This is a genomic window from Halorientalis pallida, from assembly GCF_004118325.1.
GTDB classification, from domain to species: Archaea; Halobacteriota; Halobacteria; order Halobacteriales; family Haloarculaceae; genus Halorientalis; species Halorientalis pallida.
This window is the reverse complement of record NZ_RDFA01000007.1, coordinates 158,986-173,994: the sequence shown is the minus strand read 5'-3', so window position 1 is coordinate 173,994 and position 15,009 is coordinate 158,986. Positions and strand designations below refer to the sequence as shown.

The following is a 15,009-nucleotide window of genomic DNA, read 5'->3' as shown; positions in this document are numbered from 1 at the left end:
TAGCACTACCCACACCTGGTGGATGAAGGGCGAGTGCGCTCCGGGAACCCCGACCCGTCACGCACCGACAGGCGTGCAGACGCGGTCGCGGGACTGGAGCGTACGAGGGCTTTTGAGGAGTGCAAGACGATGTTGTGGCAAGAACCAGCAATCGTCCACTGGGAAAATGGAGTCCGTTGCCCTATCGATGCCCCGACTACTGCAATTCAGACGAGAATGCCACAGTCCGATTCAGAAGTGTTGGGATAGCGTAGAATACAATGAGTCAACAATAAGGTTTCAAATACATAATCTGACAGAGATGGTTTCTAACGAAACAAGATTTGACGCCACGGACTGAAGAGTGGGGTTGAATACCATGGGGAATGGAAGGGTTTGTAATGACTGATGAGTCTGGTGAAGACGAGACCGGCGATACTCATTTTAGCCCCGCCACTGAGGGCAGTGATATCGTCTCATCAGACGATTTGGCAGCTGATTTCGATTCTGAACTCTGGTATCCAACCGTCGAAGATATCGTTGAAATTCACGACGATATTATTGCGGAAGACGAACAGAGTGAACCAGGAATCGAAGAGAAGGATCGGATCCAATACGCCGTTGATTACATCAAACACGGTGTGATGAGCAAACAGCCTGAAACAATCCATGAGAAGGCATTTGCCCTGATGCGATTGATCGCATCGAACCACTGGTTTGTCGATGGGAACAAGCGAACCGCTCTGAACACCACCAATCTGTTCTACTATCTCAATGGGTACGAATTAGAGTACGGGGAGGACCTCCGCGCGATGCTCAAACTCCTCGCAGTTAGAGAGGATATTATCGATCGTGACACCGCAACAGGGTATTTGGCGGATCAGACAGAGCCGCTTGATGAAGACGATTGGATGACCCTTGGCCTCACAGCCCTCCTGAACCTAATCGTGAACGCCTTAGATCCTGAAGATATCGACGCTGAGGAGATATTGTCGGAAACCGCTGATAGTACGGATTTAAATAACCACAACGGTTAACAGTGCTTCCCGACCAATTTTCGCGTAGTGATGGCTGCCGAGGACAAAAACGGGGATCCACCGAGGAACTTCATGGAGACTCTTCTGACGGCTGTTCGAGAGAAGTATATCGAGGAACACGGAGAAGAACCGCCTGAAGAGTTTATGAAGGAGGCTCGGAATAAAATCGTCCACAACTTCGCCAGCCAAGACCGTGACGAACACCGCGATATTTATGATGCGCTCGCTAGCGAGTGATTCCTGACCCAGCACTACCCACACCTGGTGGATGAAGGGCGAGTGCGCTCCGGGAACCCCGACCCGTCAAGCACCGACAGACGTGCAGACGCGGTCGCGGGACTGGAGCGTGCGAGGGCTTTCAGAGAGCCTTCGACCAACGGTGAGAGAAGAGCAGTATCGCTGTGTGTTCAGTGAGAAGACCACAGCGTCTCGATACGACGCTCGATGGCCGTGAGCACAGTCGAGTAGACTTCGAGTGGATGGAGAGAGGAGAGTTCGAGATCGACGACCTCGGTTCCGGCTGGTGGCTCGTGGAAGTGTAGCCGAGTGTTGTGTGTATTCGGATGCCGGTCCCAGCGACACTCCCAGTCAGCCTCCGCTCGCGTTTCGACGTAGTGAATCGAAAAATCTCCCGTCCTGAACCACCGGATATCGAGCCGGGCCATAGTCACCGCCCCAGGATATCGATCAGCATCGAGGAACCCCGCAAGTAGCCGCGGCTCATATGAACCAGGTTCGAACACAGTTTCGACGACGAGTGACTCCGAGGCGAGGTGTCGTTCCAGCAGACGCAGTGTCTGTCGATCCGGTGGGCCTGTGGAGTGATCGGCCGAATCATCGGGTGAATGACCCATCTATGCTGGAATCAGGTGGCCATCGTTCTGGGAAAGCTGGCGAGCGAGTTCGTAGAGCCGAATGTCCCGGATGACGCTCTGCCACTCACTGACTGCACTCATCCGTTCGTGGATGGTTTCGTGATCACCCTGCTCGAACACAGAGACATCCGAGGGGTCTGTCGTTCCGAACTGGGATTCGTATTCCGTGCGCTCTTGTTCGAGTTCCTCTACCCGCTGGAGTATCTCTTCGACAGCGAGTTCGGATGCGATTCGACTCGCGTCCTGCCATTCGAGGTATCCGTCGTTTCGTTCGTACGCCGCTGGGCGACTCTCACTATCACCACGGGCGATTCCCATCTCTACCAAGCGATCGAGGTGCTTTTTCGCAGCGTTCGGGGAACAGTCTGCAAGCTCTGCGATGTCGGTATAGGTAGTTGGGGAGGTAATCCCGAGGACAACGTTGTAGACACGACCAAAGGTATCAGTGCCCTCCTGCCACCATCGTTGGGAATCTTCGGACTCTGGAGCCGGATCGAACTCGGTCATGACCATCTATACGTGGCTTTCCTCAATATATCTTTGGCACTCCCAAATATCTGTGAGTGCGTCAAGCTCTGATTCGTTAGAACCGGGGTATGCAGTGCGAACGGGTGCATACCGTGAGCACGTGGAGGACAAGAAAGACAGTCAGGAGGACACACAACCACCGGACATCCATACTGAGCCGGCCCAACCCATGCCTGGTGGATGAAGGGCGAGTGCGCTCCGGGAACCCCGACCCGTCAAGCACCGACTGGAGCGCAGACGCGGTCGCGGGACTGGAGCGCACGAGGGCTTCAGTGCATCATAATCGACGCCCCTGCTCACCCCGAACTACACTCTCCTTTCGCCGACACACCGAGTCACGCTACTTGAACACATGATCGCCACCAAGACACTCTCCCCATCCATGACGTCTCCAAACCTGCCAAAGCAATCCCTTGGCTTATAAGAGCCACATTCGAGGGGATATCATCGACCAGCGTCATGACGACTCCACCTTCATCCCCCACAACGTCCCAACAGCCACCGAGTGCAGACTCCCTCCCCGTTCTCGCCGATGACGCGCGCCCCTATATCCAGATCCGGCCGACGACAGACCACGCTGACCCCTGGAACCTCCCGCTGCACCTGAAGCGCCTCCACCGACTCTGTTTCGATGATAGCGCTCGTCGTTGGTTGCCCTTCGACTCGCCGGCTCACACCACGATCGAAGTGTTACTCTATACCCACGGACACGGTGAGATAACCTACCTGTTCGGGGGTAGTGATCCCGAAAAACTCGATGCACTCGAGGGCTTGCTACGAGAAGCCGTTCCCAACAGCTACGAATTCCAGCGTGTCGAATTCCATCCTGACGCACTCGCTGATCCCGATCATGGATCGATCGCTGGACTCGAATTCGAGGGCCAGCCCAGATCGCCCAGAGACTGGCAGACGAGACTCACACCCTACACGGACTTCTACGGTCCCGAAAACCGATACAGGAAGGACAAATCGAACAGCACACACGAGGGCCAGACGAAGACGATTCCACTCGCAACCATCGCGGAGACGATGGCGAGAAGCGATATCCGAGTTCTCTACCAGGCACTCCTCACGCCCTATGACGATTTCACGAACGAACTCGATGCCTACAGCAGAGCTATCGAGACGGGTTCCGTCGGCATCCTCGATCAGGCGATCAACGCACTGGCTGGCTATCCCGATCCCGAGGATATCCGACTCACCGCAACCGATCAAACGCGACTAGAGGCCCTCGTCGAGAAGGACGGTCGCCATTCGTTCATCATGAATGCCCGAACAGTCGCAATGAGTGAGGAAGAGTCCGAATCAGAAAACTTGATTCGAACCCTCGAAAGCGCTTTCGCCGAGGTGAGTGGGACGACCTACGACATCCGGGCATCCGTCTCGACTGGAGACTATGGCCAAACTCTTTTCGAGCAGATTACAGACCGAACCATCCAGCACCCCACCTACGAGACACTCACACAGCGACTCCCGGGAACCCAGACAGGGAGTACAGGCATCGTCGCTGACCCCGCCGAGGTCGGGAGTTTCTGCCTGTTAGATGGCGATGCACTCACCAGCGAAGGGAGTCGTGCAGTGGCCCCGACATCAGCCGCAAAAACTGGACTGCGGCTCCCACCCCAGTCCGTCCTCGGGAACTACCAGCAACCGGGCTTCAAGATTGGCCTCCCACTCACTGCCGATAAGACTCCCAGGAACAGTCCTGTTGCCGTCCCGCCTGCACTCCAGCCGATGCATCAGGCGATTCTGGGTGCGACTGGCTCCGGGAAGTCAGTCTTGAATCTCAGTGGCGTCCTCTCGAATCACGCCACAACGGATGGACCAAGCGTTCTCTTTCTCCCAAAGGGCGGCAACGCTGTTGCAGAGTATCTGCTGGCCCACCATGCGAGATTCGATGGACTGGACGACGTCGTTTATTTCGATTGCAGTGAGACGGTGCCTGCCCTCTCGTTTTTCGACATCAGGCCACAACTCGAGGCGGGCATTCCACGAACCACGGCCGTCCAGGACGTTGCGGATCACTACATCGAGTTGCTCGGCCAGATCATGGGCATGGAGCGATTCGAGCGGGCGGTTCGCTCACCAGACTTGATTCGGTATCTGATTCACGCGCTGTTCGATCCAGTCCATGGCTCGGATGCCTTCTCCCATCGTGAACTCCACCTCGCCGTCAAGAAAATGCAACAGGACGGGAGTCCGCCTGCCGTCTCGGATGCAGAACTCGAACGTTCCCTGAGTAAGCAACTCGATACGGACGCTCGCACCTTCTCGAAGATCATGGCTGGTGTCGCGAGTCGTATCGAGAAGATCACGATCGATGCCAGACTCGCTCGGATGTTTAATCACGTTGCTGTCGATGAGCCGACTGGCGATGATGATGCGACCCACGACGAAGACGGGGCTGCCGAAGACACTCCACAGACTCCGCATTTCGATCTCGGGGAGTACCTCGACGAGAACGTGGTCATCATCGTCGACACGGGCGGCATTCGGACGGCAGCCCAGCGAGCAATCGCACTCGCGATCCTCTCGAATGCCTGGTCGGCACTCAAGCGTCGGACGCGTTCGAGTGGCCCCGAAACCGATCACGCACTGGTCAATCTCTATATCGAGGAAGCAGCGAGTATCGCCAACGCCTCGCTGTTGAAGGAGCTCCTGGCCCAGGGACGGGAGTTCGATGTCTCGGTCACGTTGGCGATGCAGTTTCCGAGCCAACTCGCCGGTGCTGATGCCAGTGCCGCCGACGAACTGTTGAACAACGTCCAGTCGGTGGTCTCGGGAAGCGTCCCGTCTGATTTCGAGTTGGCCAAACGATTGGCGACCGGGGAGACGGATGCTCAGACAATTGCTGATCGCCTCGATGGCCTCCGTCGTGGTGAGTGGCTCGTGAAACTACCAGGGGAGTTCCTCGGTGAAACCCCCGAGCCATTCCTCGTGCAGTCCCTGCCGCTTCCACCCGGCCATCCGAAGGGGTCGATGCCGCTTGCTGGGGAGACTCGCTCAGGCTTCGAGTCCGCTCGTGACGATCTCGAAGCCCGTACTATAGAAACGGTCGGACTGGAGCTCACAGAACCGCAGACGGCCGAGGACGCGAGCCAAGTGACGGACGAGACCGACGAAGAGACTGTTCCGGTGCGAGTAGACAGCGCCCTCCCGCATACCAAGCGACTGCCGGGGATGGTCAGCTACGAAGAGGGTGGCCATGCACTGCTGTGTGCTGATTGTGAGACGCGTTATTCGCCTGATGATGCTGGACTCGAACAGGCAATCGAGTGTTGTCACTCCCGTTCTGAGGTGGACCCTGATGATATCCCGATCACCGACGTGAATCTCAGACTCGACGAAAACGAGCGCCGCCAGAGTGAGTGGTCCGATCAGGCCCTCATGTTCCTCCAGGCGGTCCACAATGCGAGTCAGTTCACCTACGAGGCACCCGGCTACGATCTGCTCTCGGATTCGATGATCCGCTTACAGGAGTATGTCGGCGTAGAATCTGCAGAGGTCGACGAACTTCTTGAGGCAGGATTGCTGAGCCAAGATACGACGCGACCCCATCGGTTGTATTCGCTTCGCCCGGAGGGACGAAAGCTGATCGGCCAGGAGAATCAACACGGCGTTCATTATGGCCATGGTAAGGGCGATCTCGATGAGTCTACCCAGCACGTACTTGGTGTCGAGGTGACGCGCCAATGGGTAGAGCAAGAGTTCCGGGAAGATTCAGAGTCGCCAGTCGTGGAGGTCCGACCCTATTACGAACTCCGGGAGGGATCGGTTCCGGTGGCTGGGTTCATGGGTAGTGATACTGATGCTGCGGAGGCCAGTTCGGATTTCGAGCAGCATCGCCTGGATCTTGCGGGACTGGACGTGGATGGTGAGATCGTCGTGGTCTGTGAGATCGAACGCGTCAATCACGACCTTCGGCGAGCGGCCCCGAGTGATTACGATAAGATGGCTGCCTGTGATCCAGAGGAAGCGATCTGGGTGGCGATGTCACATTCGGAAGCACACGAGATTCTCCAGGCGCTGAACGATCCCCTGGAGGGTGACCAGCGTGTCGAAAAGACGTATTCTGAGAGCAGTCCGGTACAGAAATTCAGGATCGACGAGCCGGGGTTTACCCAGATGCATACCCTGGAACAGTTGCTCTCGAAAGTGCGTGAGGAGTGATCTGGAGAAGATCTGGTCGTGCGTGTTCGACGGCTGGGCGGTGTAGGACACTGAGATTCCTATTTATTCCTTATGGAACGAACTAAATATCGGATCGGTGCTGTAAAAATCACAACGGATCAGGCTACCGTAGAATATGATTGGATTACCCGTTGCTGTTTACGTCCGCTCGCAGGGTCCTATTGAGGAAGCGTAAGGTCTTGCTCCAAGCATTTCTGGTCGCTTCTGGTCGGAAGGACTCCCCACTTGGGTTCGCAAAGGCGTGCCGGGCATCTTCGTACACGTAGATTTCGCGCTCAACCCCAAGCTCACCGAGGGTCTGATTGAATTCACGAACACTCTCAATACCGACAACCTGGTCTTCGGAGCCGAAGATGCCGAGGACTGGCTCGTCGATCTGCCGGAGCGTGTCGCGGTCCGTCGCGAGCGTCCCGTAATAGATGACCGTCGCGTTTAACTCGGCTTCGCTCAGGCTCAATTGTAAGCTCTGCCCGCCGCCGAAACACCACCCCAAGCTTGCCACCCGATTGGTGGTAGACGAGAGGTTACGTACTCCGGCAGTCGCCTGGCGCATCTTTTGGACCGCCTCATCGGGATTTTCCCGAACCTCGCCTGAGAGCTCAGCTGCATATGAGGAGTTGCTCGCAACGCGTCCTTCGTACAGATCTACTGCGAAGACAACATATCCTTGGCCGGCAAGGATATCGGCCATATGTCGGATGTTCTGATTGAGGCCCCACCACTCGTGTACCATGACGACTGCCGGATGGTCTCCCTCAGCATCCGGGCGCGCGAGATAGCCCTGCGTTCCGTCAATCGTGGTATTCTCGGTTGTAATGGGGTTGAGGTTCTTTACGTCGAAGATATCAGCATTTGAATTAGACGTGACTGGTTGACAGGTACCATCCTTCTTGATTGTACCTGGTTGGCACCCTGTGTGAGGAGTTTGGGTATACGAGGCTTCTGCAGTGTTTGTCTCCTGTTCCGGTTGCGGGTCCTGCGTTGTCGGATCCATCTCCTCTGCCGTTGACTCAGTTGGCGACACTCCAGAACAACCACTCAACAGTAGCATCGCAACGGTGAATACTGCCAGAGCCTTGATACGCATTTGTTGTATGCAATGGCTATGATTTTATAAAGGTAAGCGATGCCCAGTATCTGACATAGTTTATATAAATTGTTTGTTACTTATGGTGGTCAAATCTACAATCAGCCGGGGAGTGTCATTATATGTCTTTATATTTAAAAGGGACGCGATCAATGATGGAACGCTGTCACTCTTTTACTGAATGCTGTTCGCCGGAATTTTTAGCATTTTTATACATTTTTCTATGCTCCATACAGGACACACAGCGTGATCCTGAGACAGAATATCGCATAAAGAGAAAACGAGGTCGGTTACCCTGAACAAATGTAACTCTAGTAGTGTTGGCTTTTCGTTTCTGATAACCGATCCCATTATCTTATTGTTCTACTCTGCGGCAGAACGCGCATGGAAAGACGGCTTGACCAGCGTGGCTCCGTGGCTTCTGGACAGTCTCTCGGGACCGACTACACTACTGACGAGATCGCGTCGGCTCTTGATCTGGACAGGACAGAAATCAACTGGCGCAAGGAATTCGTCAACTTCGGCCCTGACGATGCTGAGCGACTTGAGCGACTACAACCCATAATCGACGAGAACAGAGAGGAACTTGTCGACGCATTTCTGAAACCCGTTTTTGCGACGCCAGAAACAAAGGAAATTACTGACCGGTCGCCTCGCAATGCTGATGCTCTGAATTCAATCGTATCTGGGTACTACGACACGGTCGTGAATGGCGACTATGGGCCGGACTATTTTAGACATCGAACCCGGATTGGGATGCTCCATGATAAGCTCGACATGCCACTTCATTATTTTGCTGGGATGTTTAGCAATATTACGACGACGCTGATCGACGCGCTCTGTGAGGACATAGCCGGCACATATCAGAGTGAATTTGACGAGGAGACGAGTGTGCAGGCAGTTTCGGAGCTACAGACGGCCAAAGAGTCGCTCAAGTCGCTCGTCCGTATCCTCAACCTTGATATGCAGGTGGTCAACGACACATACCTTTACTCGTTTACCGAGTCTCTTCGCGACGAAATTGAAGCGTCACAGGAAATGCGCGAGACTGTCTCAGAGTCTATTGAGACGGCACAGGAGTCTTCAGTAACGGTCAGCGAGAATACGGCAGAACTGCGAGAGCTTATCGAGGACTTCAATGAACGCTCGGCGTCGGTCGCGACCGAAGTGTCGGACCTAAGTGCAACGGTTGAGGAGATTGCAGCGTCGAGCCAGTCAGCGAATGAAACTAGCCGAGAAGCCTCGGAGAAGGTGCAGACAGGGAAGGAACGTGCCGCTGAGTCCGTCGCGGCAATGGAGGATATAGAGGAGGCACAAGCTGATCTTCAAGAGCGAATCGATGGGCTCGTTGCAGTCGTCGACGAGATGGACGAAATCGTCGAGGTGATCAACGACATTGCAGATCAGACGAACATCCTGGCATTAAATGCCTCCATCGAAGCCGCCCGTGCCGGTGAGGCCGGGAGTGGATTCGCTGTTGTAGCCGATGAAGTGAAGTCGCTCGCTGAGCAGACCCAGAACGAAGCCGGCGAGGTCGAGTCACTTCTTGAGAGTGTCACCGACGAAATCGAAGAGGCGTCTGACCAACTTGAGACGGTAGCAGGATCTGTGACCGCTGGGCAAAGCAAAATAGAGGAAACCGACGAGGTTCTCGATGATATCAAGACACGGGTCGATGACGCGTCTGCATCGATGGACGAAGTTGCGACTGCAACTGACAACCAGGCCGCTAGCACTGAAGAAGTGAGTTCGATGCTGGACACGTTGGACGATCGGGCCCGCGAGATGGTTGCTGAGGTAGAGTCACTCGAAACCGAGACCGAAGCACAGGCGACGCAAATGGAGGCGATTGCCGAAGCGACCGACAGCCTAGAAAGGGGTTCTAGGCTCGAACTCACCGACGTGACTAGTAAAGGCGACTGGAACGGTGAAATGTATCCAACCCAGCCCAATGCCGATAGAGCGGCGTCAAGTAGAGATGGGATGACAGATGGCGGTTCGCTCCAGCGCGAATGGGAAGCCGCTCCAATCGAGAGCGGTGGCTCCGAACTCCCTTCTGGTGTGTCGGCTGACTTGTACGGTAAACTACCGGATGCAATGCCTGATGAAATGATCGCTCAACTGGATCGTGAGACGCTCGAACGGATTGCAGACGGGGAAACAGGCGGGTTCCGGTAATGATTGACAATCTGGACTATTGTATACAACCTCTGGGTTTCGCGCAGCGTTGGTGAAGGCGTTCCTTTTTTTTAGAATTCCTGTTACGCTGTTTCTTGCTATCGCACAAAAGTCCAACAGCACTGCGTCTTAACCAACATGACCACCACCCTCTGCTTCGTGTTTGTTGGCCGGGTGACGGATACAGCTTGCAGTCACGCCACACCATGCGCTCTGTGATTCCTGGAACAGCGGGGTAAGCATGTGGTTGGTGACGTTGATCTGGAAATCATCAAGAGACCACTTCCCCTTGGTTGACACGCAGGGTTTACCACGCGACACGTGAGCGTGTTCACGCAGCGGTGGTGGAGTTAGACGCCGAGGTACTGAAACGGCCCTCGGAGTGTCACAACTGTGGGTGGATTGGCTTTCCCAATCAAGTACGGGAACACAACCGTGGCGGACTTCGCCGCAGTCCATATTCAAAACGGTTGCAGAGAGTTCGCGTGCGTGCCGGAGCGACGGAGGGTATTCATCCAGTACGATCCGCGGTGATTCAGGCTTCAATAGGTGCATGTTCATCATAGTATCGCACGATAATGACTAAGTGCACAAGTTTGCATGTAACCGCGGTCCCGCCACTGAAAGCCATCGCCCATGGATTGGGTTTGTATGCACCGCAGAGTCCATGGCGGTACGCAACGAGTTTTAGCCCGTTGAGAAAACCGACAGAGGGGTCTTGAATGACTCGTCCCGTATTCGAGCCAGCGTTCCTCGTCTATAACGTTTCGACTTATTCACGCATCTATCTAGGAAGATGATCCCCATACAGCAGACTATATCTGGTAATTGCAGACCGTTACAACAGAGCCGAGCCGACTATGTTGTTTCTGAAGAGTTTGACTTGATCGCTGAGTAGTCCAAGTTGTAATCCTGACACACGTTCGATTGTGGTTCAACAACATCGCGGCTGTCATTGAAACGGAGTGTAACAGTAGCCCGAATCACCGCTAGAAAGGAACGGCTCTGAGAGATAGGCGACTAGAAGCTGGGTTCCCACTGACTGGGTGAGAACAGGCGAAGATCTGGATTGCCGGGCAGGGTCGTTCTCGGACGGGCTTCGAACGGATCTAGAAGTTTGAGGTGACCAGTGGGTATATCAGATTGTGTATCAAATGGCTTCTGTATATTTGTAACCCCGGACTACGTACGTGGGTTACAGCTACCCTTACAATACCTCGTGTTTCATATATTTCAGACAGCGTGGACTCGTCCGTCTTCGTCAATCAGCCTGTGCAGTCTTCCTTCGACCGCTTCAGCGATGTCCCCTGTGGGTCGTCCCCGACCACAGTCGATCGAGTCCCAGTCTAGGCAAATTCATCGGATATTCACTATTATCTAGCGGTGACGAGAGTCAAGATTACACCACTGATTCGACCACCCTGAGCCGGCCGCTATTTTATAACCCAGAACGGGACCACCTTACTTCGTGTCAAAAGAAAGAAAACGAAAGGGTCACCAGAACCCCCAGAATTCTGTAGGGGATTTCGAGGAGGAGCGAGATCTAACCGAGAAATCTACTGCCGAGCAGATGCCGGGTATCGAGCTCACAGAAGGTGGGTTCACTGACGACACTGAAGTACTAACCACGGACGGACCTCGGGCAGTCTCTGACCTTACAATCGGTACGGTCGTCTATGCTCTTGACCCAGTGACAGAGCTCTGTAAACTGAAGCCGATCACGTCGATCCAACAGGTTGCACCGCCAGCAGAACTCATCAATATTCAGACACGCCGGTCGAATCTTCGAGTCGCACCAGATCACCGTATTCCCTTCCAAACAGATTCAGTTGGAGAAACGCGCTTCCAGCGAGCGTGCGAACTTCACGAGAAGAGCATATACCGGTTCATCAATGGGTGGCGACAGAGGCCGGGCTATCGACTAGAGGGTGTAGACATCACAAACCTGGTGACCGACTATGAGATCAGAGTCTGGAGTGAGGATCACGGACATACGTTTCGGGCAGCCCTCCCAGATGGATGTGATCCCATCCGACAGAACAGCCACACGGGCTATTACTTCGACCCCGAGACGTTCAAGCAGTACCAACCCGCCATCGAATCGATTGCCGATGACGTTTCACTCGTTGCAGGGCCGAACGCACGTGGGCGACCATACCGATTCGACGGCGATGACTTCATCGAATTCATTGGATGGTTCGCTACAGAGGGTAACGTCTACTGGCCACAGAGTAGCGATACAGCACAGGTACAGATTGCGCAGGAAAACACAACTCACCGAGAAACAATTGCGGGGCTATTGAAACGGATGGGGCTGCAGGGAAGTGTTGATAGCCGGTCCTTTGAGTTTAGCTCAACAGTGTTCGGAACACTCTTCGAGTCACTCTGTGGAGTCGGCAGCCAGCAGAAACGACTGCCTGCTCTCGTCTGGCAAACGGACCAGCGACAGCGTCAGTTACTTTTTGAGACGCTCATGGCTGGTGATGGAAACGACCGAGGAGTCTACTATACTTCAAGCGCGCAGTTAGCCAGCGACATGATGCGTTTGTGTATCGAGCTCGGAATCAAGCCCCAATATGCTCGACGAGACCAGATGTGGCGACTCTCTACAAACTGCGTCAATGACGGGTTCAAGCCAGACCAGAACGTCCGGTGGATCGACGCTTCAGCGGATCTCTATCGGATGACGGTCGCTGATTACGGACTCGTACTCGCTGGCCGGGATGGCAAGTTCCAGTGGGTAGGCGTAAGTGGCGTGTCGTAAAGAGAAAACACACCGATTAGAGTATCGTCCATCACGGCCGCATTCGGACGACCGCGTTATTCTTACCGCTCCCAACGCGACTAGGCTACAATCGACGCTCACCGATACGCCCGGCATTCACCACATCACGGGTATCGTTCGAGATGCGCAGCAGAACGTTGATTTCTATACGGGTGTACTCGGTCTCCGCTTGGTCAAGCAGACGGTGAATTTCAACGAGAAATTCACACGACATCTCTTCTACGGTGATGAGACTGGTTCACCTGGTACTGCCCTAACCTTCTTTCCGTATCCTGCAGAGGAGGATGGACGACCCGGCAAACCCCAGATCAGCACCGCGGCACTGGTAATACCCCCGAACTCGGTATCGTACTGGCATGACAGACTTACAGAGCACGGCATCAACGTTGAGGGACCATTTGAGCGATTCGAGGAGAGGGTACTTCGGTTCACAGATCCTGACGGTACCCAACTCGAACTTGTCACTGGGACATCATCCGTGGAACCGTGGGCGGATGGCCCAGTCCCGGAAGCACACGCGATCCGGGGTATCCACGGTGTGACTCTTCTCTCGACGAACGTCTACATTACTGCGAGCGCACTGGAGACACTGGGTCTAGAACTTATCGATCAAGAGGGTGATCGCGTGCGGTATCGGGCTCCGGGAGATCGTGCCACCGTCATCGATCTCCTCGACCGTCATATGGAGTTTGGTCGCGAAGGTGCAGGGTCAATCCAGCACGTCGCTGTGCGCGTCCCCAACGAAGACCAACTCTACGAGTGGCACGACCTCTTCCGAGAGCGTGACTATGATGTCTCACGGGTGAAGGACCGGCATTTCTTCCACTCGCTCTACGTCCGCGAACCCGGTGGTATCCTATTCGAACTCGCCACGGAAGCGCCGGGACTCACCGTGGATAGCAATCTGGATGCGCTCGGCAACTCACTGTTTCTCCCACCGTGGCTCGAAGAAGATCGTGAGATGATCGAAGGTCAGCTACAGCCGGTTCCACTTGCGTCCGCTTCGGGGAGGGACTGATGGGAGAAGATACCGAGTCAGCCACATCCACATAGCCACACGCTGGAAAACCAATCGAAACGGCCGGCGCACCGCCTCAGGCAGGTGAGGTCGCAGTCATTCTGCTCCACGGTCGAGGATCCTCTGCACAGTATATGTTGCGGCTCATCGACGAGTTCCTACATCACGGTGTGATGTATCTGGCCCCGCAGGCGGCCCATAGTTCGTGGTATCAATATTCGGGTGCTGTATCGTTCGAAAAAACGAGCCGTGGTTGTCCTCAGTGTTCGAACGTGTCACGAGCGTAGTAAAGATTGCTGGCAACGCCGGTATCCCACCTGAGCGCACACTCCTGCTCGGCTTTTCTCAGAGTGGATCGATCATGAGTGAATTCGTTATGCGAAACCCTCGTCGCTACGGTGGCCTCATTGTGTTGTCGGGAAGTCTACTCGGGCCAGAAACCGAACGAGAGCCAGAGGGGAACCTTGATCGAACACCAGTTTTCTTCGGTTGCAGTACTGACGATCCCTACGTCACCGCCGACCAGGTTCGCGCTTCCGTGCAGGTATTCGACCAGATGGACGGTGATGTAGAGAGTCGGCTCTACGATGATCTGGGTCACGAAATCAATGACGATGAAATCCGGATGATCAATTCGTTCATTGAGGAGCTACTCTGAGTCACAGCACTGTTAGGTGAGTAGACTGTGTCCTCGCGGTGGCGCTGGACGTGACTGTGACGACCGAACGCGGGGAGCGACGGGTGACGCTGGTCGTCGAGTCGAACAACTGATAGAATCGGTGCGAGGGCGTTCGAATCCCCGAGAGCGAGTCGGCCCGCTGGAACCGTGCTCTACAGCCCAGTTCGAGTCCCGCACTCCCCTTAGGACACACGCTCAGTTTCAGAGCCAGAAACACCGAATCCCGTTTTTACTGGTGTCACACCGTTTTTGCAACTATGCTGCCCGACTCGCCCCTCCAACATCGATCCGCAGTGGATCCGTCGGTTGGCGACGAACGGTTGCTCGTCTCCGACGAGACCCTCGTCCTTCGGAACTACGATAGCGAGACCACTCACGAGGTCACCGTCGAGTTTCACAACGCCGACGACGAAATCGCGTTCCAGCGGACCTACACCCTCACCCCACAGGCGGTCACGAGCATCCAGACGCGGCTCCCACGCGCGGTCTACCACGTCGACGTTCGGGTCGACGGTGCCGACAGTTCCAGCGCCGACTGTCTGGTCGGGAGCGCGCCGTCCGAGACTGCGCTCGTGGAAGTGGGTAACGGTCTCGTGAGTGTCGCAGAAGGCGTCGCTTGACGGTCCCGCGCCTGGGCACGGGTGACGCTACT

General features: G+C 55.1%; 10 protein-coding genes and 1 pseudogene. 8 read left to right on the top strand and 3 right to left on the bottom strand.

Going from position 1 to position 15,009, the window contains the following annotated elements:
* Nucleotides 1–380 precede the first annotated feature (380 nt).
* Nucleotides 381–1,016 (top strand): type II toxin-antitoxin system death-on-curing family toxin, encoded by a 636-nt coding sequence (locus EAF64_RS17905; RefSeq protein WP_129070347.1) that lies wholly within the window; start codon nt 381–383, stop codon nt 1,014–1,016.
* A gap of 30 nt (nt 1,017–1,046) precedes the next feature.
* Nucleotides 1,047–1,253: a hypothetical protein gene (locus EAF64_RS17900; RefSeq protein ID WP_129070346.1), complete on the top strand. Its 207-nt coding sequence runs from the start codon at nt 1,047–1,049 to the stop codon at nt 1,251–1,253.
* Nucleotides 1,254–1,423: 170 nt separating this feature from the next.
* Here the strand turns inward: EAF64_RS17900 and EAF64_RS17895 are convergent, their stop codons facing one another.
* Both EAF64_RS17895 and EAF64_RS17890 read right to left on the bottom strand, forming a co-directional pair.
* Complete coding sequence (locus tag EAF64_RS17895; protein WP_129070345.1) at nt 1,424–1,870, bottom strand: hypothetical protein; 447 nt, start codon at nt 1,868–1,870, stop codon at nt 1,424–1,426.
* Entirely contained in the window at nt 1,871–2,398 is a 528-nt protein-coding gene (locus tag EAF64_RS17890) for a winged helix-turn-helix domain-containing protein (RefSeq protein WP_129070344.1), read from the bottom strand. It lies immediately after the preceding gene.
* 672 nt (nt 2,399–3,070) lie between these two features.
* Between EAF64_RS17890 and EAF64_RS17885 the strand changes: the two genes are divergently transcribed.
* Nucleotides 3,071–6,589, top strand: a complete 3,519-nt coding sequence (locus EAF64_RS17885) for an ATP-binding protein (RefSeq protein WP_129070343.1) — start codon at nt 3,071–3,073, stop codon at nt 6,587–6,589.
* Nucleotides 6,590–6,734: 145 nt separating this feature from the next.
* On the opposite strand, the gene EAF64_RS17880 is transcribed toward EAF64_RS17885, so the two are convergent.
* Nucleotides 6,735–7,697: a dienelactone hydrolase family protein gene (locus EAF64_RS17880; RefSeq protein WP_129070342.1), complete on the bottom strand. Its 963-nt coding sequence runs from the start codon at nt 7,695–7,697 to the stop codon at nt 6,735–6,737.
* 384 nt (nt 7,698–8,081) lie between these two features.
* Here EAF64_RS17880 and EAF64_RS17875 point away from each other — a divergent pair, with 384 nt between their 5' ends.
* The 5 genes and pseudogenes from EAF64_RS17875 to EAF64_RS17855 all read left to right on the top strand — a co-directional run bounded on the left by EAF64_RS17875 (nt 8,082) and on the right by EAF64_RS17855 (nt 14,977).
* Complete coding sequence (locus EAF64_RS17875) at nt 8,082–9,875, top strand: globin-coupled sensor protein (RefSeq protein ID WP_129070341.1); 1,794 nt, start codon at nt 8,082–8,084, stop codon at nt 9,873–9,875.
* Between the two features lie 1,468 nt (nt 9,876–11,343).
* Nucleotides 11,344–12,639 carry a hypothetical protein gene (locus EAF64_RS17870; RefSeq protein WP_129070340.1) on the top strand — a complete coding sequence of 432 codons (1,296 nt, stop codon included), beginning with the start codon at nt 11,344–11,346 and terminating at the stop codon, nt 12,637–12,639.
* 58 nt (nt 12,640–12,697) lie between these two features.
* A complete protein-coding gene (locus EAF64_RS17865) occupies nt 12,698–13,678 on the top strand; it encodes a VOC family protein (protein ID WP_129070384.1) in 981 nt (326 codons plus the stop codon).
* A gap of 53 nt (nt 13,679–13,731) precedes the next feature.
* Nucleotides 13,732–14,336 (top strand): annotated as a pseudogene (locus tag EAF64_RS17860) (alpha/beta hydrolase).
* Between the two features lie 314 nt (nt 14,337–14,650).
* Nucleotides 14,651–14,977, top strand: a complete 327-nt coding sequence (locus EAF64_RS17855) for a hypothetical protein (protein WP_129070339.1) — start codon at nt 14,651–14,653, stop codon at nt 14,975–14,977.
* Nucleotides 14,978–15,009 lie beyond the last annotated feature (32 nt).

Bases quoted from the DNA above. Each gene is read 5' to 3' on its own strand.
- EAF64_RS17890 (WP_129070344.1), bottom strand. From the start codon at position 2,398: ATGACCGAGTTCGATCCGGCTCCAGAGTCCGAAGATTCCCAACGATGG.
- EAF64_RS17895 (WP_129070345.1), bottom strand. From the start codon at position 1,870: ATGGGTCATTCACCCGATGATTCGGCCGATCACTCCACAGGCCCACCG.
- EAF64_RS17875 (WP_129070341.1), top strand. From the start codon at position 8,082: ATGGAAAGACGGCTTGACCAGCGTGGCTCCGTGGCTTCTGGACAGTCT.
- EAF64_RS17905 (WP_129070347.1), top strand. From the start codon at position 381: ATGACTGATGAGTCTGGTGAAGACGAGACCGGCGATACTCATTTTAGC.
- EAF64_RS17880 (WP_129070342.1), bottom strand. From the start codon at position 7,697: ATGCGTATCAAGGCTCTGGCAGTATTCACCGTTGCGATGCTACTGTTG.
- EAF64_RS17900 (WP_129070346.1), top strand. From the start codon at position 1,047: ATGGCTGCCGAGGACAAAAACGGGGATCCACCGAGGAACTTCATGGAG.